This is a genomic window from Pseudomonas edaphica (genome assembly GCF_005863185.1).
In the GTDB taxonomy this organism is placed as follows: Bacteria; Pseudomonadota; Gammaproteobacteria; order Pseudomonadales; family Pseudomonadaceae; genus Aquipseudomonas; species Aquipseudomonas edaphica.
This window is the reverse complement of the sequence record NZ_VBVZ01000027.1, coordinates 1-22,038: the sequence shown is the minus strand read 5'-3', so window position 1 is coordinate 22,038 and position 22,038 is coordinate 1. Positions and strand designations below refer to the sequence as shown.

The following is a 22,038-nucleotide window of genomic DNA, read 5'->3' as shown; positions in this document are numbered from 1 at the left end:
GCAGGCGCTGGCGTTTCCCCCTGCGCAGTTTCGCACCGGCCAGCGTGCGTTGGCCGAGTCGGTCTACAAGGCCGTCAGCACCGGCCGCTGCCTGATGGCCCAGGCGCCTACCGGCATTGGCAAGACCGTCGGCACGATCTTCCCGCTGCTCAAGGCGTTGGCGCCGCAGCAGCTGGACAAGGTGTTTTTCCTGACCGCCAAGACACCCGGGCGCAAGTTGGCCCTCGACGCCGCGCACGTGCTCTACACCAGCAGCCCCGATTTGCCGCTGCGCGTGCTCGAACTGGTGGCGCGTGACAAGGCCTGCGAGCACCTGGACAAAGCCTGTCACGGTGATTCCTGCCCGTTGGCCAAGGGCTTTTATGATCGCTTGCCGGCGGCACGCGTGGCGGCGTCCAAGGTGCGCCTGTTGGACCAGCGCAACCTGCGCGAGGTGGCGTTGGCCCATGACGTCTGCCCGTATTACCTGAGCCAGGAAATGGTGCGCTGGGCCGACCTGGTGGTCGCCGACTACAACTACTATTTCGACTTCGGCGCCATGCTGTTCGGCCTGGCCCAGTTGAACCAATGGCGCGCCGCCGTGCTGGTGGACGAAGCCCATAACCTGGTGGAGCGCGCCCGCTCGATGTACAGCGCCAGCCTTGATCAGTACAGCCTCAAGACCCTGCGCGACAGCGCCCCTGAGCCGTTGAAAAAACCGTTGCAGCGCCTGAACCGCGAATGGAACGCCGTGCACAAGGGCCAAGTCGCACCGTACCAGGCCTACGCCAGCAAACCCGACAAGCTGTTGCAGGCCTTAAGCCTGTGCACCAGCGCCATGGGCGATTACTTCAACGACCACCCCGAGGCCCTCAGCGGCGACCTGCAAACCTTCTATTTCGAGGCGTTGCAGTTTGCCAAGGTGGCGGAGCTGTTCAATGAACACTTCATCTTCGATATCAGCCAGCGCCAGTTCGGCAAGCGCAGCGCCTCGACCCTGTGCCTGCGCAACGTGGTGCCCGCCGAATTCATCCGCCCCAGGCTGACCGCCGCCCGCAGCAGCGTGCTGTTCTCCGCCACCCTGAGCCCGCGCCACTATTACGCCGACTTGCTCGGACTGCCTGCCGATACTGCGTGGGTCGATGTGGAATCACCGTTCCAGGCCGAGCAACTGCAGGTGCGCATCGTCGATGCGATCTCCACGCGTTTTGTGCATCGCCAAGCCTCCTTGGCGCCGATTGTCGAGCTGATTGCCGAGCAATTTGCCACGCAACCGGGCAACTACCTGGCGTTTTTCTCAAGTTTTGATTACCTGCAACAAGTGGCGCAGTTGATGGCCGAGCGGCACCCGCAGATTGTGCTGTGGCTGCAGTCACGCGGCATGGCCGAAGCCGAACGCCAAGGGTTTCTGGACCAGTTCACCCAGCACAGCCGGGGCATTGGCTTTGCCGTGCTGGGCGGCGCGTTTGGCGAAGGCATCGATTTGCCCGGCACGCGCTTGATCGGCGCTTTTATCGCCACACTGGGCTTGCCGCAACTGAACCCGGTCAACGAGCAAATGAAAGCGCGCATGGGCGCGATTTTCGGCGCGGGCTATGACTACACCTATTTGTATCCGGGTATCCAGAAGGTCGTACAGGCGGCGGGACGGGTGATCCGCAGCCAGCAGGACCAAGGCGTGGTGATGTTGATCGATGACCGCTTTGGCGAGGCCCGTGTGCGGCAGTTGTTGCCGCGCTGGTGGGCGGTTGGGCGAGGTGCATAACTGGTATTGGGGTAACCGCGGCGTAGAGTTGCGCCATCACCCCAATAACGGTTACGCCTGCCACTCTTGCGATAGAGCAGCCCAGCCGAGGCCAAGACTTACCTAGATACCCACGCGCATCACAGGCAAGCCAGCCCTCAAAGAGACCGCGTTATACCTTCAAGGTGCGGGTCATGCGCAACGCCAACACACTGCCGGCCACAATCACCGCCGCCAGCAGGTACAGCGCCATGTCCGTGGACCCGGTGGCATCCTTCACAAAGCCGACGATATACGGGCTCAAGAACCCTGCCATCTGCCCCATGGAGTTGATCAGCGCCAGGCCGCCAGCCGCCGCACCCGCGCTGAGCAGGGCAGTGGGTACCGGCCAGAACATCGGCAGGCCGGTAAGGGCACCCATGGTGGCGATGGTCAGGCCGAGAATCGCAAGCGCCGGGGTGGTGGCGAAGTTCACCGCAATCACCAAGCCAATCGCACCCATCAACATCGGCACCACCAAGTGCCAGCGACGTTCCTTGCGCAAGTCGGCGGAGCGGCCCACCAACAGCATGAACACGGCGGCCAGCAGGTACGGAATCGCACTCAGCCAGCCAATCACCAGGTTATCGCTGAAGCCCAGGTTCTTGATGATGGATGGCAGCCAGAAGTTGATGGCATACACGCCGCTCTGGATACAGAAGTAGATCAGGCCGAACGCCCAGATCGCCGGGTTCTTGAACACTTCGCCGAGCGAATCGGTGGTGGTTTTCGGTTTGTTGGCCAAGTCCGTCGCCTGATCGGCTTCCAGCACTGCACGTTCATGGGGCGTGAGCCACTTGGCGTTGGCAAAGCTGTCGCTGAGCAGGAAGTAGGCGAGGGCGCCCAGGATCACCGTGGGAATGCCTTGCAGCAGGAACATCCACTGCCAGCCCGCAAGGCCGCCTTGGCCGGCGGCGAAGTGGTTGAGGATCCAGCCGGAAAATGGGCTGCCCAGCAGGCCGGACACCGGAATTGCCGACATGAACAACGCCATGATCCGCCCACGGCGAAAGGTCGGGAACCACTGCGAGAGGTACAGCACCACGCCGGGGAAGAACCCGGCTTCTGCGGCACCGGTCAACAGGCGCAAGCCGTAGAAGTGGCTGGGAGTGGTGACGAACAGCAGGCAGGTGGAAAGCGTGCCCCAGACGATCATCATCAGTGCAATCCAGCGTCGAGGGCCGAACCTGGTCAGCGCCAGGTTGCTCGGTACACCACACAGCACGTAGCCGATAAAGAAGATCCCGGCCCCCAGGCCGTACACGGTCTCGCTGAATTTCAACGCATCGAGCATCTGCAACTTGGCAAAGCCAACGTTCACCCGGTCCAGGTAGTTGAACAAGTAGCAGATAAAAATGAAGGGGATCAGGCGCAGGGTAATGCGCTTGTAGATGGCGTTTTTATCGTCATCGGTGGCCAGTGTGGCAGCGGCGCTCTGTGACATGGCAGTCTCTCTTTATTATGATTTTTCGCGATGCGAGGGTAACGTTGATCGCCCAAAGAGTCTCGGCCACCTTGCTGGGTGCTGTCTTTGTGCCCGCGCACAGTCAAGCAGGCTTTGCGCTGTGCCTCTGAACAACAGCATGAACACCCCATGAACAACCGCGCCTTTCAAGGAACTTAGCCTCATGTTCGAGCTCGATCATGACCTGGCGCAGGATATCGTCAATCGCACCATGGCGATCCTGCCCTATAACGTCAACGTCATGGACAGCCAGGGGCTGATTCTGGGCAGTGGCGAGCCGGAGCGAATCAACACTCGCCATGAAGGCGCGCAGTTAGTGCTGGCCAATGGTCGCGTAGTGGAGATCGACGGCCAGACCGCCAAACACCTGAAGGGCGTGCAGCCCGGTATCAACTTGCCGTTGATGCACGACCAGCGCCTGATCGGCGTGCTGGGCATTACCGGCGAGCCGGCGTTGCTGCGCACCTACGCGCAACTGGTGCGCATGACCGCCGAAATGCTGGTGAGCCATCGCCATCAGCAAGCCGAGCAGCAATGGCGGCGCCAACGCTGTGATGACCTGCTGGCCTTGCTGCTGGCCGACAGCGGTAACTCGCCGCGCCTGGTGGATGAAGCCCAGCAGTTGGGGCTCAAGCCTCAGCTGGCCCGCACGCCCTACCTGTTCGAGTTGGGCGCAGGGCAATCGGCGGAGGCATTAAGTGCCTGGCTGACCAGCCGTTACCCGGATAGCTGGTGCGTGAGTTCCGCACAATTCTCGTTGTTGTGGTGCCGGCCTGCGTTGGCTCAAGTGGATAACCCAAGACTGCTGGAAAAGCTTCAGGGGCTGGGCTGGAATATCTTGCGGGTCGCCGTCGGCGGGCAGGCCGATGGCCTCGCCGGGCTGCGTCGTTGTTACCGGCGTGTGGGGGATTTGCTGGCCTATGGTCGCGATATCCTGCCGCAATCGAAGCTGTTGACCCTCAATCGCTACCGCCTGCCGGTGATGCTTTGGCGTCATCGCAACGACGATGCCTTGGACGAACTGCTCAACCCCTTGCGCAAAGTCCTGGCCAGGGACACCAACGGCCAGCTGTTGGCTACTTTGCGCAGTTGGTGTGAACACGATGGCCAAAGCCAGGCCTGTGCCGACGCCCTGGGCATTCATCGCAACAGCCTGCGTTACCGCATGGAACGCATTGCCGAACTCAGCGGCGTCGACCCGCTGACCCTTGACGGCATGCTCGCGCTGTACCTTGGCGTGCAGCTATTGCCCCAGGCTTTGTCGCAATGAACAACAAACCTCTCCCGCACTTGTGCATCGGACCGGCGTCATTGCCGATGGCAACTGGCAGCATGGGCGTTATAAAAACCGGAGAAAGCCCATGAAAATCATCATCGCCCCCGACTCATTCAAGGACAGCCTGAGTGCCGAAGGCGTAGCCCAGGCGATTGCCGACGGCCTCGCGCAGGTGTGGCCGGATGCACAGGTAGTCCAGTGCCCGATGGCCGACGGCGGTGAAGGCACGGTGGACTCGGTTCTCGCCGCCTGCCATGGCGAGCTGCGTCGCGAAACGGTGAGCGGGCCACTGGGCGAGGCGGTGGAGGCACGCTGGGGCTGGCTTGCCGACAGCCATACCGCGATGATCGAAATGGCCGAAGCCAGTGGCTTGCAACGTGTACCGACGGGCCAGCGTGATGCTTGCATCAGCAGCACATTCGGCACCGGCGAGCTGATCCGCGCCGCCCTGGATGCCGGTGCGCAGCGCATCATCCTGGCGATTGGCGGCAGCGCCACCAACGACGGCGGCGCGGGCGCGATGCAGGCGCTTGGCGTGCAGCTGCTTGACGCCCAAGGCCAGGCACTTGCACCGGGCGGGTTGGCTCTCGCAGGCCTGGCGCGGATCAGCCTGGAACACCTGGACCCACGTTTGGCCCAGGTGCGTTTTGAAATCGCGGCCGACGTCAACAATCCACTGTGCGGGCCGCAGGGCGCCTCTGCCATTTTCGGCCCACAAAAAGGCGCCAACCCACGGCAAGTCGAACAGCTTGACGCGGCGCTTGGGCACTTTGCCGATCACTGCGCCCAGGTGCTGCCCAAAGACGTGCGCGATGAACCGGGCAGCGGCGCGGCAGGCGGTTTGGGGTTTGCCGCCAAGGCCTTTCTCGGCGCGCAGTTTCGTGCGGGCGTGGAGGTGGTCGCCGAGCTGGTCGGCCTGGACTCGGCCGTGCGTGGTGCGGACCTGGTCATCACTGGCGAAGGCCGCTTCGACGCCCAGACCTTGCGTGGCAAAACGCCTTTTGGTGTGGCACGGATTGCTCAACGTCATGGCGTGCCGGTCATCGTGATTGCCGGCACCTTGGGCGAAGGCTATGAGCAGATGTATGCCCATGGTGTGGACGCCGCCTTCGCCTTGCCATCAGGCCCGATGAGCCTGGAACAGGCGTGCAGCGAGGCGCCGCGTCTGTTGCGCGAGCGCGCGGCGGACATAGCGCGGGTATGGCGCACAGCGTTCAGCCAGCGCAGTTAACAAGCCAGCTCCCACCCTAGCCAGCATGCAACCTTGCCGCCTACACTGGCCGGCCACTTGTCTTTCATAGGATGAAACGCAATGCACACACCTGAACCCCATATCGTGATCCAGCGCTTTACCGAAGCCCACCTCGAAGGCGTCGCTGCGCTCTATAACGAACCGGCCGTGTGCCGTCAGGTGCTGCAAATGCCTTACCAATCGGTGGAGGCCTGGCGCAACAAGCTGGCGTTGGATAATGAGCGGCGGCTACAGCTGGTGGCGGTGCATGGCGGCGAGGTCATCGGCCAGCTTGGCCTGGAGCAGACCCTGCGGGTGCGGCGCAGCCATGTCGGCTCGTTCGGCATGGGCGTGGCCACGGCCTGGCAGGGCAAGGGTGTGGGTTCCAGGTTGTTGGCAGCCGCGCTGGACGTGGCGGACAACTGGATGAACCTGCACCGCGTGGAACTCACGGTGTACGCCGACAATCAAGCCGCGCAAGGCCTGTACCGAAAGTTCGGCTTCGAAGTCGAAGGCCTGTTGCGCGATTACGCTTTGCGTGATGGCAAGTTTGTCGACACCGTCAGCATGGCGCGCCTGCGCCAATCGGCCTAATCCGCCAGTGCAAACGCCACCGCAGCCTGCGCATGCAGCTCGGTGGTGTCCAGCAACGGCAGGTGACTGTGTTGTGGCTTGATCAGCAGGCCGATTTCCGTACAGCCAAGAATGATCGCCTGGGCACCCTGTGCCGCCAATGACTCGATCACGCGTTGATAAACCTGGCGCGAAGCCTCGCTGATCACCCCGACACACAACTCCTCATAAATGATCCGGTGCACGGCCTCGCGCTCGTGCGCGTCGGGCACGAGTACGGTCAAGCCCTGCGCGGCCAGGCGGGCCTTGAGAAAGTCCTGCTCCATGGTGAACGCGGTGCCCAGCAGGCCGACCGTCAGGGTGCCGGCTTCGACCGCTGCCGCTCCCGCTGCATCGGCAATATGCAGGAACGGAATCGATACGGCCGCCTCGATACGCGGCGCCACCAAATGCATGGTGTTGGTACACAGCACCACACAGTCGGCGCCACCCGCTTGCAGGCGGCGCGCGGCGTCTTCGAGGATCAGCGCGGTGTCATCCCAGCGCCCGGCGTGCTGGGCTTGTTCCACCGGACCGAAGTCCACGCTGTACATCAACAGTTGCGCCGAGCGCAGCGGCCCGAGCTGGTCGCGCACCCGCTGGTTGATGATGCGGTAATACTCGGCGCTGGACTCCCAGCTCATGCCGCCGATAAGGCCGATGGTGCGCATGCGATGCTCCGGAACAGAAATGTTGCCTCACCTTACCCACAGGCCACGGATTAGTCATACGTAGTTGCCGGCGAAATCACCGGTGCAGTTGCGCAGGCGTTAATCAAACGGTCAGCCGCCGCATCTGCCATGATCACCGCTCGCAACCTGGTTAACCCAAGGAAAATGGCAATGGACGATGTACAGCAACTGGGCGAGATGCTTCGTCATTACGCCGACAGCGAAGCGCATAAAAAACAGCAATTTGACCTGCAGTCAGCGCGCTGGGCACAAAAGCTCGGTGAGTTGTTCGGGCAGGTCGAACAGTGGCTGGAGCCGGTCAAGCGCGTTGGTTTGCTCGAGGTTCAGCGTGAAGCCTACGTCGCCAGCGGCCCGGGCCTGCCGGCCGAGAGTTCGACCTTCAAGACCGAAAAACTCACCGTGCATATCACCGGCAAGCCAGTGGAGTTTGTCCCGGAAGTGATGGGGGCCGGTGGTTTGATATCGGTGTCGGTGATGGGCCTTACCGCTGCTCGGCACGGCAGTGTGTCGCTGGTGTTGCCGGCCGATAAAAACGATTGGCTGTGGAAGAAAACCAATGGTTTGAAAGACCCGGACACCTTTGCCTTCGATGCCAACTTCCTGGCCACGCAACTGCAGAGCCTGATCCCGCGTGAGCGCGGCTGAAGGCTATTGGCTCGACCCGGTCAAATGTGGGCGTGGAGCGTCGGCGTGATCGGGTAATCATTTTCGGGCGCGCAGGGCGAATTTCTTCGTTTTGCGCTTGATGAAACGTTTAATCAAACAAAAAAATGCACGCGCAAGCGCTTGCGTACGGAAATGTATCTGGCATAGAGTCGGCAACACTCGATTACAAAAATAATAAATCCAGGAGCTCATCCATGAGCCTTGAACCCTTGCTTGAGATGCAGGGCATCAGCAAAACCTTTAATGGTTTGCGCGTGCTCAAGAATGTCGGCCTGAAGGTTTACCCCGGTGAAATCCACGCCTTGATGGGTGAGAACGGCGCCGGTAAGTCAACCTTGATGAAAATCCTTTCCGGCGCTTACCAGGCCGACCCCGGCGGCGAAATCCGCATCGACGGCCAGCCCGTCGCCACCTTCGACCCCGCCACTGCCAAGACCCTCGGCATCGCCGTGATCTACCAGGAACTGAGCCTGTGCCCAAACCTCAGCGTGGCCGAGAACATCTACCTGGGCCGCGAACTGCGGCGTGGCTGGACCATCGACCGCAAAGGTATGCAGGAAGGTTGCATCGAAGTGTTGCAACGCCTGGGCGCCGAGTTCAAACCCGCCACGCCCGTCAGCAACCTGTCGATTGCCGAGCGCCAATTGGTTGAAATCGCCCGCGCCCTGCATGCCCACGCACGCATTCTGGTGATGGACGAGCCGACCACGCCGCTGTCATCGCGCGAAACCGACCGCCTGTTTGCCTTGATCAAACAACTGCGCAGCCAGGGTCTGGCGATCATCTATATCAGCCACCGCATGGCCGAGATCTACGAGCTGTCGGACCGGGTGTCGGTGCTGCGCGACGGCCAGTACATCGGCGAACTGACCCGCGATGCGCTGTCGGCCGAAGTGCTGGTGAAGATGATGGTCGGCCGCGATCTGTCAGGCTTCTACAAGAAGGAACACGCCGCGTACAACCCCGGCAACGTGGTGATGCGTGTGCGCGACATGGCCGACGGCAAACGCGTGCGCCAGTGCAGTTTCGACCTGCATGCCGGTGAAGTGCTGGGCATTGCCGGGCTGGTCGGGGCAGGGCGCACGGAACTGGCACGGCTGATCTTCGGCGCCGACCCGCGCACCTGCGGCACCCTGGAAGTGGTCGGCAAGACCGTCACCCAACTGCGAAACCCGGCGGATGCGATTCGCGCAGGTGTCGTCTACCTCACCGAAGACCGCAAGGCTCAAGGCCTGTTCCTGGACATGAGCGTGGCCGACAACATCAACGTGTGCGCCTGTGTGCCGGATGCGCATGCCGGTGGCGTGCTGGACCGTGGGCACGCGGCGCAACGTGCCAATGATGCGATCAAGTCACTGTCGATTCGCGTGGCGTCGGGCAAGGTCAATGTCGGCGCACTGTCCGGCGGCAATCAACAAAAGGTGCTGTTGGCGCGGCTGCTGGAGGTCAAGCCGCATGTGCTGATCCTCGACGAGCCGACTCGCGGCGTGGACATCGGCTCCAAGTCCGAGATCTACCGCATCATCAATCAACTGGCGCTGGCCGGTGTGGGCATTGTGGTGATCTCCAGCGAGCTGCCGGAAATCATCGGCACCTGCGACCGTGTGCTGATCATGCGCGAAGGCCAGTTAGTGGCCGAAGTCGGCGGGGCTTCGGGCCACGTCATTTCCCAGGAACGAATTATCGACCTCGCCACTGGTGGCGATCAGGTGGCTGCCCATGGCTGATTCAATGATTGCAACAACCGGCAAGGCCGAACGCGTGCGTGAGCTGATGCGCACCGTCGGCATGCTGCCCGTGCTGGTCTTGCTGCTGGTGGGCTTTGCCCTGGCCAGCGAAAACTTCCTCACGGTGCAGAACCTGTCGATCATCACCCAGCAAGCTTCGGTGAATGTGGTGTTGGCGGCGGGCATGACCTTTGTGATCCTGACGGCGGGTATTGACCTGTCGGTGGGCGCGATTCTGGCGGCGTCTGCAGTGGTGGCCTTGCAGGCATCGATGTCGCCGCAGTTCGGCATGTTCGGGATTGCGGCGGGCATTGGTTTTGGCCTGTTGCTGGGCTTGGTCAACGGCGGGCTGATCGCTTTCATGCGGCTGCCGCCGTTTATCGTCACCCTGGGTGCGCTGACCGCCATGCGTGGCCTGGCGCGGTTATTGGCCGATGACAAGACCGTGTTCAACCCCGACCTGCCGTTTGCGTTTATCGGCAATGACTCCGTGCTCGGCGTGCCGTGGCTGGTGATCATCGCCGTGGCTGTGGTGCTGCTGTCCTGGTTCATATTGCGCCGCACCGTGATGGGCGTGCAGATCTATTCGGTGGGCGGCAACCCGGAGGCGGCGCGGCTGTCGGGCATCAAGGTGTGGAAAGTGCTGCTGTTTGTGTATGCCATGTCCGGCGCGCTGGCTGGGCTTGGCGCCGTGATGAGCGCCTCGCGGCTGTTCGCCGCCAACGGCCTGCAACTGGGGCAATCCTATGAGCTGGATGCGATTGCGGCGGTGATCCTGGGTGGCACCAGTTTTACCGGCGGCGTGGGCACTATCGGCGGCACGCTGATCGGCGCACTGATTATCGCGGTACTCACCAACGGCCTGGTGCTGCTGGGGGTATCGGATATCTGGCAGTACATCATCAAGGGCATCGTGATCATCGGCGCGGTAGCGCTGGATCGCTATCGCCAGTCCGGCGCACGAACCTGATTCACCTCAACAACAATCACAAGAGAGACCGGTATGAACTTCAAACGTATCTTTCCCGTTATGGCCTTGGCTGCCCTGCTGTCCCATGGCGTCGAAGCCCGCGAACTCAAAGCCCTGGGCATCAGCATGGGCTCGCTCGGCAACCCGTATTTCGTGACCCTGGCCGACGGCGCCACTGCGCGGGCCAAAGAGCTGAACCCTGCTGTGAAGGTCACCTCGGTGTCGGCCGACTATGACTTGAGCAAGCAGTTTTCCCAGATCGACAACTTCATCTCATCCAAGGTTGACCTGATCCTGCTTAATGCCGTCGACCCATCGGCCATGGCCTCGGCCATCAAGAAAGCCAGGGATGCCGGCATTGTGGTAGTGGCGGTGGATGTGGACGCCAAAGGCGTAAACGCCACGGTACAAACTGACAACGTCGAAGCCGGCAAGTTGGCCTGCCAGTTCCTGGTGGACAAGCTGGCGGGCAAGGGCAATGTGATTATCCAGAACGGCCCGCAAGTGACCGCCGTGACCGACCGCGTCAAAGGCTGCAAAGCGGCATTGGCCGGTGCACCGGACATCAAGGTGCTGTCCGATGACCAGGACGGCAAAGGCTCACGCGAAGGTGGCTTGAATGTGATGCAGGGTTACCTCACGCGTTTCCCGAAAATCGACGGCTTGTTCGCGATCAATGACCCACAAGCCATCGGCAGCGACCTGGCGGCCAAACAGCTCAAGCGCAGCGGCATCATTATTACTTCGGTGGACGGTGCGCCGGATATCGAAAACGCGCTGAAGACCGACACCCAAATCCAGGCCTCTGCCAGCCAGGACCCTTGGGCCATGGCCCAGACTGCCGTCAACGTCGGCAATGACATTCTCAATGACAAAGCCCCGGCCGAAGCGGTTACCCTGCTCACGCCAAAACTGATCACCCGCGACAACGTTGCGACGTACAGCGGCTGGTCGAGTAAACATTGAGTTAAAGGGGAAAGCGTTGTGGTCACCATGGATGACGTGGCAAGCCGGGCCGGGGTGTCCACCTCGACCGTGTCCCACGTGTTGAACGGCACTCGCAAGGTCAGCCCGGCCACGGTGCAGGCGGTGCAGCGTGCGATCCAGGCGTTGGGCTATATCCCCAATACCCTGGCGCGCTCGCTGGCGCGTTCGAGCACCAATACCATTGGCGTGGCGATCTCGGCGCTGTCCAACCATTACTTCAGCGAAACCGTGCAAGCGATTGAAACCGAGTGCGTGCGCCACGGCTACATGATGCTGTTTGCCGACCCGCACGACGACCCGGAGCAGGAATTGCGGGTGGTCACGGCGCTGCATCACCGGCGGGTCGACGGGATTTTATTGGCGCCGTCGACCGGCTCCAGCGCGTTGGAATATCTGCAGGCCAACGAGATGCCGACGGTGCTGGTGGACCGCATGATGAGCGAGCAGTTTGATCAGGTTGGGGTGGAGAACACCCAGTCCACCCAGGCGCTGGTCGCACACTTGATTGAACATGGGCACCGGCGCATCGGCTTTATTGCCGGGCGCGAAGGGCTGAGCACTACCGATGAACGCGTGGCCGGTTATCGTGCGGCGTTACAGGCAGCGGGGCTGGTGTTCGACCCACAGTTACTGGTCAACGGCGGTTCCAACAGCGAGCCTGCGCGACAAGCAACCGCGCAGTTGTTGGCGTTACCGGTGCCACCCACGGCAATCATGGCCGGCAATAACCTGATGACGCTGGGCGCCATGCACGCCCTGCGTGAGGCACGCATTGAGGTGCCCGGCCAGATGGGCCTGGTGGGCTTTGATGATTTTGACTGGGCGGATTTCTTCGTGCCACGCCTGACCCTGATCGCCCAGCCGGTCAAGGAACTGGGCGCCCGCGCGGTGCATATGCTGCTGCAACGCATGGCCACGCCCGGCGCACCCACCCAAAGCGTGCGCCTGGCGCCGAGCCTGCAACGGCGTGACTCTTGTGGCTGTATTGAAGTGGAATAATCTACGTATGCGCAACCCTGTTTCCCTCGGCATAGACCTCGGCACGTCAGAGCTCAAGGCGATTTTGATGGACGTCGACGGCAGCGTGCTGGCCCACGTCGGTGTGCGCCTTGGCGTTTCACGGCGCCACAGCGGCTGGTCCGAACAGGCCCCCGAAGACTGGTGGCAAGCCTGTTTGCAAGCGCTGGCGCAGCTGCGCGAGCATGCGGCGTTTGCCCGTGTGGCGTGCATCGGCCTGTCCGGGCAGATGCATGGCGCGGTATTGCTGGGCAAGGATGATCGCGTGCTGTACCCGGCCATCCTGTGGGATGACGCGCGCGCGGTGGCCCAGGCCGCGCAACTGGGCAGCGGGTTTGCCGAACCCACCGGCAGCCTGCCAATGGCCGGGCTGACGGCGCCCAAACTGCTGTGGCTGCAACAGCATGAACCCGAGGTATTCAAGGCGATTGAGTGTGTGCTGTCGCCCAAGGATTACCTGCGGTTACGCCTGACAGGCGAGCGCATCAGCGATATGTCGGATGCCGCCGGCACCCTGTGGCTGGACGTCGCGCAGCGCGAATGGTTTGCGCCGATGCTCCACGCCACCGGCCTGACGTTGGCACACATGCCCCGGCTGGTGGAGGGCGGTGCGGCGAGCGGTGTACTGAATGTAAGCGGGTTGGGCCTGTCGCCCGAGGTGGTGATTGCCGGTGGTGGTGGCGATAACCCGGTGGCGGCGGTCGGCATCGGTGCGGTCAATGCCGGTGACGGCTTTATTACCTTGGGCACCAGCGCGGCCATCGTCGCCATCACCGACCACGCCGCCGGCAACCCGGCCAGTGCCGTGCACAGTTTCTGCCACGCCTTGCCCAACCGCTGGTACACCATGGGCGCCATGCTCGCCGGGGCCAGTTGCTTGCGCTGGGTGGCGCGCTTGACCGGCCAGCCGGATGAACAAACATTGCTGGATCAGGTGCAGGCGCAGTTGCCCATCGAGCAGCCGGTGCCGCTGTCGACGCCGTTGTTTCTGCCGTACCTGGCCGGTGAACGCACGCCGCACAACGACCCGTTATTGCGCGGTGGGTTTATGAACCTGGGGCATGACTGCACCCCGGCGATGCTCGGTTATGCGGTGATGGAAGGCGTAGGTTTCGGCTTGCTCGATGCGCTGCGTGCGGTGCAATCGACCGGTGCCGACGTGACGGCCTGCGCCTTGGTCGGCGGCGGGGCACGGAGTGCGTATTGGGCGCAGTTGCTGGCCAATATCCTCCAGCGGGAGATCTTCACGCTGCACGGCAGTGAATTGAGCGCGTCTGTGGGGGCGGCGAAGCTGGGGTTTATGGCGATTGGGCAGGGCGCGGATTTGCTTACGGCGGGGATGCCGGTCAAGGCGAGGTATTTGCCGAACCCTCTGCAACAGAAACTGTTAGAGGCTCGGCACTGTAAATTCAGGGGGCTCTTGGATGCTGCAAAATTTTTGAACGTTTGATTCAAGAGTCTCGTAGTTACGCACTCCTTTGTTGCCCCCGATATTAACGTCGATAAAAATTTCTTTTTTGCACATCGCTCAACATTGCACTCCACTCAGTAAAAGAGGGTTCGCCATTAACGAAGTCCGCCTCCAACCTCCAGGAACCGGCGTTACTTGAAAATTCAAGTACAGTCTCCTGCCTGCCGTCGCTATAAAAATGATAGTGCCCATTCACGTTTTGCTTTTCCCCCAAGGTCCGATCACTAAAATAGCCACTGAAATAGCCGTCCTTCTCGCGAAAGTAGTCGATTTCCAAGGTGTATTCATCATTGACACCGCTGTCGTAAAAACCGTTGATAGGATTTGACATGTTGATCGTCCTCTGCAGCGTTATAGATCATTGTGGCTATCGTTGAGTAATACACCAGCATAGGCCCGCCAGATTTGAGCACTTGTGCTTCAAAGCTCGCATCCTTAGCGTAGTTATGAGCATTGGATTCTCTCCAGTGATGCACAACGCTAACAAGTCGTACTCAGCTGAGCACCTGTGAAAATTGACAGTTTTTTATATTCAAAGGCAATAAGCGTCGCTGTTTCAGACGATTGTATCGGCTAACTCACGCAGCACCGTCAGCAACGATGTTTCCCCCTTAAGCACCTGCTCATGCTCAAAACAGATCCAGCCTTCATTGAATCCATCGACCATGCGCATACGTGGCAGAGGGTTCTGAGCGCCCTGGGCGCGCAACAATGCTTCCCAGGTGTCACGCGCCACCCCTTCAGCGTGCACGTCGCGGCCGAGCACCTGTGACAAGCCTTGGGCGATGTCGTTGGGGCTGACCCACTGGCCTTCCAGTTCAACCACCTGATGGCCGGCCCACGCCTGTTGCAGCAACTGCGCGGCGAGGGTGCCGATATCCGCCGTGGCGATCATCGGCACCGACTTGTCCAGAGGTTGCAGAAAGCTGTGGATCACGCCGGTTTCCCGCGCAGTAATCAGGTCGTACGCCGCATTTTCCATAAACCACGCGGGACGCAGGAAGGTCACCGGAATGTCCAGTGCGCTCAGGGCCTGTTCCATCAGGGTACGCTGGGTCAGCAAGTTGACCTCAGTAGCCTGGGCGCCGATGGTCGAGAGGCACAGCACCTTGTTCGGCGCAGCTGCCTGCAACGCCTGGCTGACTGCGGCAATCACCGCACGGGCTTCGGGAAAACCCGGCTGCGGATCAAACCCGGGAGGCGGCAGGATAAACACGCCGGTTGCGCCCATGAACGCTTCGGTTAATGCCTGTGCGTCGTCCATCTGCGCAAACACTACTTCGCAACCTTGATCGGCCCAAAAAGCTGCTTTGCCCGCATCGCGAATCACCGCGCGCACCGGCTGGCCAGCTTTGATGAGGTTACGCGCGAGTGCGCCGCCGACTTTGCCGGTAATACCCGTAATCACATACATGAGCTTTATACCTGTGGTTTCCATTGAGTGGAGCCCAGCATAAAGATCGGCCAGTGATGACAGAATAGCGATTGCGTCACTGCTTTAATGACGCAAAATCACTAATCGGCGAGAGGCGGCAAACGGCGTTTTACCGGGGTTTTCTTGACGATGGCCGTGTTGGTTTCGGCATACACGTTAAGGCGGTCGAGCAGGCTGTCGAGCTGGTCCATGGTGCGCACATGCAAGCGTGCGATAAAGCAGTCGTCGCCGGTGACCTTGTCGCACTCGGTGAACTCGGGGATTGCCTGGATCTGGCGCTCCACCTCCTGCAACTTGCCGGGCAGGGGGCGGATACGCACGATGGCTTGCAGCAGGTAGCCGAAGTGTTTGGGGTCAATATCAACCGTGTAGTGGGTGAGCACGCCGCGCTCTTCAAGGCGTCGCAAGCGCTCGCCGACACTGGGCGATGACAGCCCGGTAATGCCCGCCAAGGCCTTGAGCGACAGGCGCGAGTCGTCCATCAAGGCGCTGATCAGTTGCTGGTCGATGGTGTCAATCATGCTGCCTGCCTAATAACAAAAGGTGAATAAAGGGTTTTGCCTTTTTTAGTCGCTGGAGCCGCTGACCAGCAGATTGCCATAATTGCGCCTCACTTGAGGAGCTTTCATCGTGGACACATCTATCCGTCGCGGGTCGTGGGAAATGGTCGCCGCCATGCTGATTTCGGGCACCATCGGCTGGTTTGTATTGGTCTCTGGTGTATCGGTGATCGAGGTGGTGTTCTGGCGCTGCGTGATCGGCGCGCTGGCCTTGTTGCTGGTCTGCGCTCTGCTGGGTTATCTGCGGCTTGAATTGCTCACCTGGGCCAAGTTCGGCTTGGCGATGCTCAGTGGCGTGGCCATCGTCGGCAATTGGTTGCTGTTGTTCGAATCCTATTCCCACGCCTCAATTGCAATCAGCACGGCGGTCTACAACGTGCAGCCGTTTATGTTGGTGATGCTGGCCGCGGTATTTCTCGGTGAGAAAATCACCGTGCAGAAAATGGCGTGGTTGAGCGTCGCGTTCCTCGGCATGTTGGCGATTGTCACCGCCCATGGTGAGCAGCAAAGCGGTGGCGAGGCTTACCTTGCGGGTATTGCGCTGGCCTTGGGGGCGGCATTTTTGTATGCGATTGCCGCGCTGATCATCAAGCGCCTGAAGGAAGTGCCGCCGCATTTGATGGCGTTGATCCAGGTGACAACCGGCGCACTGTTACTCGCGCCGCTGGTGCCCTGGAACAGCCTGCCGGTGTCAACCAATGCGTGGGCTGCACTGGTGACGCTTGGGGTGGTACACACCGGTTTGATGTACGTGTTGTTGTACGGCGCGATCCAGAAACTGCCCACCGCCATCACCGGGGCACTGTCGTTTATCTATCCGATTGCGGCGATTTTTGTTGACTGGATTGCGTTCGGCCATCGCCTGGGCTGGCTGCAATGGCTGGGCGTGGCCGCAATCCTGCTGGCGGCAGCGGGGTTGCAGCGGGGCTGGTGGTGGCCCCGCGCCCCAAGGGCTAGTGCGTGCCCTGAAAGATGATGTTTTCCGGGTTGAAATGCTCCACCTTACTGCCCGGCTGCGGCAGCCCAAGGATATGCCCCTTGATCTTGCCCACCACGTGCATCTCGCATGGCTTGCAGTCGAACTTGAGGGTCAGCACTTCGTCGCCGTGAATCAACTGCATCGGTGCCACCTTGGTTTTCACGCCGGTCACACCCTTGGCCTGTTTAGGGCACAGGTTGAAGGAGAAACGCAGGCAGTGCTTGGTGATCATCACCGGCACCTCGCCGGTTTCTTCGTGGGCTTCGAAGGCCGCGTCGATCAGCTTGACGCCGTGACGGTGATAAAAATCACGGGCCTTCTGGTTGTAGACGTTGGCCAGGAACGACAAGTGCGCTTCCGGGTAGACCGGCGGCGGTGAGGTTTCAGCTTTGCGCCCGCCACGCGGGTGCGCGGCAACGCGTGCGGCAGTCAGTGCTTCGATCACTTCACGGCGCAAGGCCTTGAGCTGCGAGTTGGGGATGAAGAACGCCTGCGGCGCATCCAGCTCGATTTGCGTGGCGTGGTATTCGGTGGTGCCGAGTTGGCCAAGCAGGTCGCGCAGGGTATCGAGCGCCTGTTCCGGCTTGTTGGCCACGCCAAACGGGCCGGGCAGGGTGACGCTGGCGCTGATGCCTTCTTCGCTGGTGGCGGTGACTTCAAGCTGGTCTTCACGCAGGCGTGCCACCCAGGTCAGGCCGATGCGGCGCTCGGCGGAGGTTTTGAGCAGTGCTTGTTGCCAGTTATGGTCGAGGTTGCGGTTCAGCGGATGGTTCGGGCGCAGTTGATGCAGGCCGGCCGGCATTTCATTTGGCTCGACGCGGTAGCGATAGCGCTTCTGGCCGTCTTCCTCGAACTCGCCCTTGGCTTCGGCGATGTTGGCACGGAAGCCCACCACTTCACGCTTGATCAGCACATTGAGGCCGTCGCCATTGGACAGCGGCTCATGGGTGACCACCTGCAAGTCGCGCTTGCCGGCTTTTTCCACCACACCCACCGGCAGGCCGGTAAAGGTTGGGGTGTCGAAGGCGCCGATGTCGATCTTGCGGTCGCTGACGAAATAGTCGGTGCTGCCACGGTGGAAGGTTTTTTCCGGGTCGGGCAGGAAGAAGTGCGCGGTACGGCCGCTGGAGGCACGGGCCAGGTCCGTGCGGTCTTCGAGCACATCATCAAGGCGCTGGCGGTAATAGGCGGTGATGTTCTTCACATAGCCCATGTCCTTGTAGCGACCTTCGATCTTGAACGAACGCACGCCGGCTTCGACCAGGGCGCGGATGTTGGCGCTCTGGTTATTGTCTTTCATCGACAGCAGGTGCTTTTCAAAGGCCACGACGCGGCCCTGGTCATCTTTCAAGGTGTACGGCAGGCGGCAGGCCTGGGAGCAGTCGCCACGGTTGGCGCTGCGGCCATTTTGCGCGTGGGAGATATTGCACTGCCCGGAGAACGCCACACACAGCGCACCGTGAATGAAGAACTCGATGGCGGCATCGGTCTCGTCGGCGATGGCGCGGATCTCTTGCAGGTTCAGCTCACGGGCCAATCCCAACTGCGAGAAACCGGCCTGGTCGAGAAACTTGGCGCGGGCCAGGGTACGGATATCGGTCTGGGTGCTGGCATGCAGCTCGATGGGCGGAATATCCAGCTCCATCACGCCCAGGTCTTGCACGATCAAGGCATCGACACCGGCGTCGTAGAGCTGATGGATCAGCTTGCGCGCAGGCTCCAGCTCGTTGTCATGCAGGATAGTGTTGATGGTGGTGAACACGCGGGCGTGGTAACGGCGGGCGAATTCCACCAGTTGAGCGATATCGCTCACCTCGTTGCACGCATTATGGCGTGCACCGAAGCTTGGGCCGCCAATGTAGATGGCGTCGGCGCCATGCAAGATAGCCTCGCGCGCAATGGCGACATCACGGGCAGGGCTGAGCAATTCCAGGTGGTGCTTGGGCAAGGACATAGTTTTTTTAGTCAGGCTTGTCACGGTTGAGGCGCGCATTGTAGCTGTGAAATGCCTGACCGGCATCTACCGCAGGGCTGTCATGTGGTAGCCAGCTTGCTTGCGATGTGGGCAACTCGGTCCATCAGGCACACCGAGGTGATGCCATCGCAGGCAAGCCAGCTCCCACAGTGGATGGGTGTTGTGGCTTGGAATTCAGGCCTTGGCGGCCATCGCGGTGACTTCCACGCGCATGCCTTCTACCGCCAAGGCAGCCACGCCGACGGCGGCACGAACGGGCCAGGGCTTGGCGAAAAAGCGTTTGTAGACTTCGTTGAATGCCGCGCGGTCAGCCATGTCGGTGAGGTAGATGGTCAGGTGCATCACCCGGTCCATGGAGCTACCGGCTTTCTCCAGCGCGACCTTCAGCGCTTGCAGGGTGCATTCGCTTTGCAGGGTGATATCGCCCAGTTCCAGGCTGCCGTCGGCGTGCGTCGGGATTTGGGTGGAAACCAGGATGCCATTGAAGCCGATGACGTCGCTGGAGATGGAGTCGGCATCCGGGTCGGGGGTGAAGGACAGGTCGTGGTTGGCCATGGGGCTCTCGTAAAAAATTAAATCAATAGGGGCGCACAGTCTAAACAGGCGGGCATCGGAGGTCACGCCAGCGATCTTCAATACCTGATAACCTGCTCGACAGTTACACTGGCGGCTTAAATACCCCTGTAGAAGCGATAAGGACATCGAATGACAGTTGAATTGATGACAACGGCAGTGTGCTGGGACTCGGAAGAAAATGTATCGGCGAAATTTGCCCATCATTATTCCAAAGGCTTCTTTTACTTTTGCCCGGAATGTTTTGTTCGAGTAGTCGGGGCAAAGTCGATACTGGATAACTTTTTTTTCAAAGCGCCCCAATCCCACTTGCAACGCTGCATAAACGCAAAGGCTTCCTCTACAAATGCTAACGCGTCTGGTACGTCTACCCCGCGACCTGCCTACGTGCCACCGCCGTTCATCCCTAGTCATCTGGGCATGTTTAAATTGAAAAGGAAGGGCACTAAACCGACGGATATACAGATGCAGTCACTGGTTTCAAAGGTAAAGGTCAAACCAGTTGTGTACCCCGGCACCCTGGCTGAAGTAGTGGAAGCATGGTCTTTAATGACCCCGAGTCAGCGTCAGCAAGCCCCGCTTTCAGTCGCAGGCCAGCCATTGACTTACTTCAACGCCTTCGCTCAAGTGAACAACACCCAAAGAAGTATTCAGTCATTGGGATGTCATCAACTCATTAGTTACATTGAGGCGAAAACCTCAGTGCTGAGTAACGTGACGTGTTTCGTGACACGACGTAAGTTCGACACACAGAACAAGCCCATCAGGGCAATTATCAAAAGCACTCATCCTGCGGCTGCCCATTTTGCAAACGATCAGCTGGTAAAGCTGTTTCTGTACGGGCCTGCGCCATCGATGAACCCGAAAAATACATACTTCGAAATGCAACCCTGCACTGCATACAGTGGATTTGTTGTGATGCCCTGATGGTTTCTTGAAAAGAATATGAGTGTCAGTGCGCCGGCGAGCCGCATGAGTTCGCCGGCGCAATGGGTTGATTACAACAGAGTAAACGGATAGTCGACGATCACCCGCAGCTCATTCAACTTGCCGTCGCGTTGGTCGGCGTTGGATGAAACCATGGCGTCACGCACACGAAACGACAGGTTTTTCGCCGGGCCGCTTTGCAGCACGTATTTGGCCTCCACATCGGTCTCGTGGTGGTCGCCGTCGGCGCCATAGTCGCCGGCGTAGGCACTGTTGGTCGGGGTGTGGGTGCCATTGATGTCCGAGCCGTTGACGTAGCGGGTCATGAAGCTCAGGCCCGGTACGCCGTAACTGGCCATGTTCAGGTCATAACGGATGCCCCACGACTGTTCGCCCGGCCCGTTGAAGTCGCCCCACTGGATCGAGTTGGCCAGGAACACCGAGTCGCCGCCTTCGCCCGCGCCATTGTTGCCGGTGCCGATGTAGTCGAACGGCGTGTCGCCGTGGACTTTCTGGAACGACAGCGTCAGGGTATGCGCCGCCAGGAACGAGTAGGCCGCCGCCACCGAGTAGGTGGTGTTGTTGATGGCCCCGGCCTTGGCGCTGCCGGTGTCGAGGGTGCGGTACAGGTTGCCGTCCAGCGCGAGTGACTGGTCATACCCCAGTGGGATCACGTAGTTGAGGTTGGTGTAGTACTGGCGCCAGATGTCTTCCAGCTGACCGGCATACAGGGTCGCGCTCAACGATGGGGTAAAGGTGTATTTGCCGCCGACAAAACTTGCGCTGTTGGCCGCCACGTTGGCGTAGGTCGCGTAGATATCGTGGTCATGGTTGCTGGTCATGCCGCTGTTGGTGCTGGTGAAGTGCCCGGCTTCCAGGTCCAGGCCTGCGATTTCGCTGCTGGTCAGGTCAAACCCGGTGGCGGTCTGCGGCAGAATGCGCGTGCCGCCGGTGGCGAATACCGGCGCGGTGGGTTGCATGTCACCGAATTTAAGCTGGGTTTTGGAAACCTTGATCTTTACCGCAGCGCCCACTGAGCCATAGCCATTTTCCGGGTCGCCATTGCGGTTGGTCGGTAATTCACCGGTGCCGGCATCGGCGTGGGTGGCGTCGAGTTTCATCGCGCCGTAGGCGTAGGCATCCACGCCAAAACCGATGGTGCCCTGGGTAAAGCCCGAGGCGTAGTTGAGCATCGCGCCTTGGGTCCAGTCGCGGTTGTCGGCCTTGCCACTTTGGCGGTCGCGGTCGAAGTAATAGTTGCGCAATAACCCGGTAATGCTGCTGCCGTCGATAAAACCTTTGGAATCGGCCTGGTCGCTGACTGACTCGGCGAGGGCCGCTTGGCTGATACTGGCGCACACCGCCAGCGTTAACAGGCTCCACTGTTTGATCATGTTGTTAGTTCCCCGGAATAATTAACGCGTGCACAGAAACACCGCATGCTTGGATTGCGCTTAAGGTTGTATGGCAGATGTTTCAGGTGAGCGTAATGCTGTTTTTATTGTGCTCGACGTGGTTGTCGAAGCTGATTTTTATCATATTTTTCGAGGGCAGCAGCGGTGCCGAGGATTAAACTCGATTAATTAAACTTCACCTCTTTTAATGTCTCATGGGTGTAGCGTTGACAGGGTCTTAGCCGCTCTGCTTCGACAAAACCTTTGGTTTGCCGCCGCAGGCTCTGCGGCGGATTTTTTAAGCTGATATCAATAAATA

20 protein-coding genes are annotated in these 22,038 nt (G+C 60.4%); 12 read left to right on the top strand and 8 right to left on the bottom strand.

The features are described from left to right. The coding region (locus FEM54_RS03320; protein ID WP_138449499.1) for an ATP-dependent DNA helicase at positions 1-1,744 on the top strand (1,744 nt) is incomplete at its 5' end. Positions 1,745-1,895: 151 nt separating this feature from the next. On the opposite strand, the gene FEM54_RS03315 is transcribed toward FEM54_RS03320, so the two are convergent. Continuing rightward, positions 1,896-3,206, bottom strand: coding sequence for an MFS transporter (locus FEM54_RS03315; protein ID WP_017135601.1), 1,311 nt, complete (start codon positions 3,204-3,206; stop codon positions 1,896-1,898). Between the two features lie 184 nt (positions 3,207-3,390). Between FEM54_RS03315 and FEM54_RS03310 the strand changes: the two genes are divergently transcribed. The 3 genes from FEM54_RS03310 to FEM54_RS03300 all read left to right on the top strand — a co-directional run bounded on the left by FEM54_RS03310 (position 3,391) and on the right by FEM54_RS03300 (position 6,328). Next, a complete protein-coding gene (locus FEM54_RS03310) occupies positions 3,391-4,497 on the top strand; it encodes a sugar diacid recognition domain-containing protein (RefSeq protein WP_138449498.1) in 1,107 nt (368 codons plus the stop codon). Positions 4,498-4,588: 91 nt separating this feature from the next. After that, complete coding sequence (locus tag FEM54_RS03305; protein WP_138449496.1) at positions 4,589-5,734, top strand: glycerate kinase; 1,146 nt, start codon at positions 4,589-4,591, stop codon at positions 5,732-5,734. An 81-nt stretch (positions 5,735-5,815) separates the two neighbouring features. Continuing rightward, complete coding sequence (locus FEM54_RS03300; RefSeq protein WP_017135604.1) at positions 5,816-6,328, top strand: GNAT family N-acetyltransferase; 513 nt, start codon at positions 5,816-5,818, stop codon at positions 6,326-6,328. Here FEM54_RS03300 and FEM54_RS03295 read toward each other — a convergent pair. Further along, entirely contained in the window at positions 6,325-7,017 is a 693-nt protein-coding gene (locus FEM54_RS03295) for an aspartate/glutamate racemase family protein (protein WP_099549783.1), read from the bottom strand. The two genes, FEM54_RS03300 and FEM54_RS03295, sit on opposite strands and share 4 nt — an antisense overlap. 171 nt (positions 7,018-7,188) lie before the next feature. Here FEM54_RS03295 and FEM54_RS03290 point away from each other — a divergent pair, with 171 nt between their 5' ends. From FEM54_RS03290 to xylB, 6 genes are all read left to right on the top strand, one after another. Then, on the top strand, positions 7,189-7,683 hold the full coding sequence (locus FEM54_RS03290; protein ID WP_138449495.1) for a hypothetical protein: 495 nt from the start codon (positions 7,189-7,191) through the stop codon (positions 7,681-7,683). Positions 7,684-7,898: 215 nt separating this feature from the next. Continuing rightward, complete coding sequence (locus tag FEM54_RS03285) at positions 7,899-9,431, top strand: sugar ABC transporter ATP-binding protein (protein ID WP_138449494.1); 1,533 nt, start codon at positions 7,899-7,901, stop codon at positions 9,429-9,431. After that, complete coding sequence (locus FEM54_RS03280) at positions 9,424-10,401, top strand: ABC transporter permease subunit (protein WP_017135608.1); 978 nt, start codon at positions 9,424-9,426, stop codon at positions 10,399-10,401. The genes FEM54_RS03285 and FEM54_RS03280 overlap by 8 nt, the downstream gene beginning before the upstream one ends. 33 nt (positions 10,402-10,434) lie before the next feature. Further along, entirely contained in the window at positions 10,435-11,367 is a 933-nt protein-coding gene (locus tag FEM54_RS03275; protein WP_138449492.1) for an ABC transporter substrate-binding protein, read from the top strand. Between the two features lie 18 nt (positions 11,368-11,385). After that, positions 11,386-12,387 (top strand): LacI family DNA-binding transcriptional regulator, encoded by a 1,002-nt coding sequence (locus tag FEM54_RS03270; RefSeq protein WP_138449491.1) that lies wholly within the window; start codon positions 11,386-11,388, stop codon positions 12,385-12,387. 7 nt (positions 12,388-12,394) lie between these two features. Then, on the top strand, positions 12,395-13,855 hold the full coding sequence (gene xylB, locus FEM54_RS03265) for a xylulokinase (protein ID WP_138449490.1): 1,461 nt from the start codon (positions 12,395-12,397) through the stop codon (positions 13,853-13,855). Positions 13,856-13,898: 43 nt separating this feature from the next. Here xylB and FEM54_RS03260 read toward each other — a convergent pair whose 3' ends face one another. The 3 genes from FEM54_RS03260 to FEM54_RS03250 all read right to left on the bottom strand — a co-directional run bounded on the left by FEM54_RS03260 (position 13,899) and on the right by FEM54_RS03250 (position 15,832). Beyond that, the gene (locus FEM54_RS03260) at positions 13,899-14,207 is read right to left on the bottom strand and encodes a hypothetical protein (protein WP_138449488.1); all 309 of its coding nucleotides are present in this window, start codon (positions 14,205-14,207) and stop codon (positions 13,899-13,901) included. 225 nt (positions 14,208-14,432) lie between these two features. After that, positions 14,433-15,290 carry an NmrA family NAD(P)-binding protein gene (locus FEM54_RS03255; RefSeq protein WP_099549776.1) on the bottom strand — a complete coding sequence of 286 codons (858 nt, stop codon included), beginning with the start codon at positions 15,288-15,290 and terminating at the stop codon, positions 14,433-14,435. Between the two features lie 101 nt (positions 15,291-15,391). After that, a complete protein-coding gene (locus FEM54_RS03250) occupies positions 15,392-15,832 on the bottom strand; it encodes an Lrp/AsnC family transcriptional regulator (protein ID WP_099549775.1) in 441 nt (146 codons plus the stop codon). Between the two features lie 109 nt (positions 15,833-15,941). Between FEM54_RS03250 and FEM54_RS03245 the strand changes: the two genes are divergently transcribed. Next, on the top strand, positions 15,942-16,847 hold the full coding sequence (locus FEM54_RS03245) for a DMT family transporter (protein WP_138449487.1): 906 nt from the start codon (positions 15,942-15,944) through the stop codon (positions 16,845-16,847). Here the strand turns inward: FEM54_RS03245 and FEM54_RS03240 are convergent. Both FEM54_RS03240 and FEM54_RS03235 read right to left on the bottom strand, forming a co-directional pair. After that, positions 16,825-18,804: a peptidase U32 family protein gene (locus FEM54_RS03240; RefSeq protein ID WP_138449485.1), complete on the bottom strand. Its 1,980-nt coding sequence runs from the start codon at positions 18,802-18,804 to the stop codon at positions 16,825-16,827. The two genes, FEM54_RS03245 and FEM54_RS03240, sit on opposite strands and share 23 nt — an antisense overlap. A gap of 195 nt (positions 18,805-18,999) precedes the next feature. Then, the gene (locus FEM54_RS03235; protein WP_017135617.1) at positions 19,000-19,380 is read right to left on the bottom strand and encodes a RidA family protein; all 381 of its coding nucleotides are present in this window, start codon (positions 19,378-19,380) and stop codon (positions 19,000-19,002) included. A gap of 150 nt (positions 19,381-19,530) precedes the next feature. Between FEM54_RS03235 and FEM54_RS03230 the strand changes: the two genes are divergently transcribed. Then, positions 19,531-20,325 (top strand): hypothetical protein, encoded by a 795-nt coding sequence (locus tag FEM54_RS03230; protein ID WP_138449483.1) that lies wholly within the window; start codon positions 19,531-19,533, stop codon positions 20,323-20,325. Between the two features lie 71 nt (positions 20,326-20,396). Here the strand turns inward: FEM54_RS03230 and FEM54_RS03225 are convergent, their stop codons facing one another. After that, positions 20,397-21,719 carry an OprD family porin gene (locus tag FEM54_RS03225; RefSeq protein WP_138449481.1) on the bottom strand — a complete coding sequence of 441 codons (1,323 nt, stop codon included), beginning with the start codon at positions 21,717-21,719 and terminating at the stop codon, positions 20,397-20,399. Positions 21,720-22,038: the final 319 nt, after the last annotated feature.

Bases quoted from the DNA above. Each gene is read 5' to 3' on its own strand.
- FEM54_RS03315 (WP_017135601.1), bottom strand. From the start codon at position 3,206: ATGTCACAGAGCGCCGCTGCCACACTGGCCACCGATGACGATAAAAAC.
- FEM54_RS03310 (WP_138449498.1), top strand. From the start codon at position 3,391: ATGTTCGAGCTCGATCATGACCTGGCGCAGGATATCGTCAATCGCACC.
- FEM54_RS03290 (WP_138449495.1), top strand. From the start codon at position 7,189: ATGGACGATGTACAGCAACTGGGCGAGATGCTTCGTCATTACGCCGAC.
- FEM54_RS03305 (WP_138449496.1), top strand. From the start codon at position 4,589: ATGAAAATCATCATCGCCCCCGACTCATTCAAGGACAGCCTGAGTGCC.
- FEM54_RS03295 (WP_099549783.1), bottom strand. From the start codon at position 7,017: ATGCGCACCATCGGCCTTATCGGCGGCATGAGCTGGGAGTCCAGCGCC.
- FEM54_RS03250 (WP_099549775.1), bottom strand. From the start codon at position 15,832: ATGATTGACACCATCGACCAGCAACTGATCAGCGCCTTGATGGACGAC.
- FEM54_RS03230 (WP_138449483.1), top strand. From the start codon at position 19,531: ATGACAGTTGAATTGATGACAACGGCAGTGTGCTGGGACTCGGAAGAA.
- FEM54_RS03280 (WP_017135608.1), top strand. From the start codon at position 9,424: ATGGCTGATTCAATGATTGCAACAACCGGCAAGGCCGAACGCGTGCGT.
- FEM54_RS03240 (WP_138449485.1), bottom strand. From the start codon at position 18,804: ATGTCCTTGCCCAAGCACCACCTGGAATTGCTCAGCCCTGCCCGTGAT.
- FEM54_RS03225 (WP_138449481.1), bottom strand. From the start codon at position 21,719: ATGATCAAACAGTGGAGCCTGTTAACGCTGGCGGTGTGCGCCAGTATC.
- FEM54_RS03235 (WP_017135617.1), bottom strand. From the start codon at position 19,380: ATGGCCAACCACGACCTGTCCTTCACCCCCGACCCGGATGCCGACTCC.
- FEM54_RS03255 (WP_099549776.1), bottom strand. From the start codon at position 15,290: ATGTATGTGATTACGGGTATTACCGGCAAAGTCGGCGGCGCACTCGCG.
- xylB (WP_138449490.1), top strand. From the start codon at position 12,395: ATGCGCAACCCTGTTTCCCTCGGCATAGACCTCGGCACGTCAGAGCTC.
- FEM54_RS03275 (WP_138449492.1), top strand. From the start codon at position 10,435: ATGAACTTCAAACGTATCTTTCCCGTTATGGCCTTGGCTGCCCTGCTG.
- FEM54_RS03300 (WP_017135604.1), top strand. From the start codon at position 5,816: ATGCACACACCTGAACCCCATATCGTGATCCAGCGCTTTACCGAAGCC.
- FEM54_RS03260 (WP_138449488.1), bottom strand. From the start codon at position 14,207: ATGTCAAATCCTATCAACGGTTTTTACGACAGCGGTGTCAATGATGAA.
- FEM54_RS03285 (WP_138449494.1), top strand. From the start codon at position 7,899: ATGAGCCTTGAACCCTTGCTTGAGATGCAGGGCATCAGCAAAACCTTT.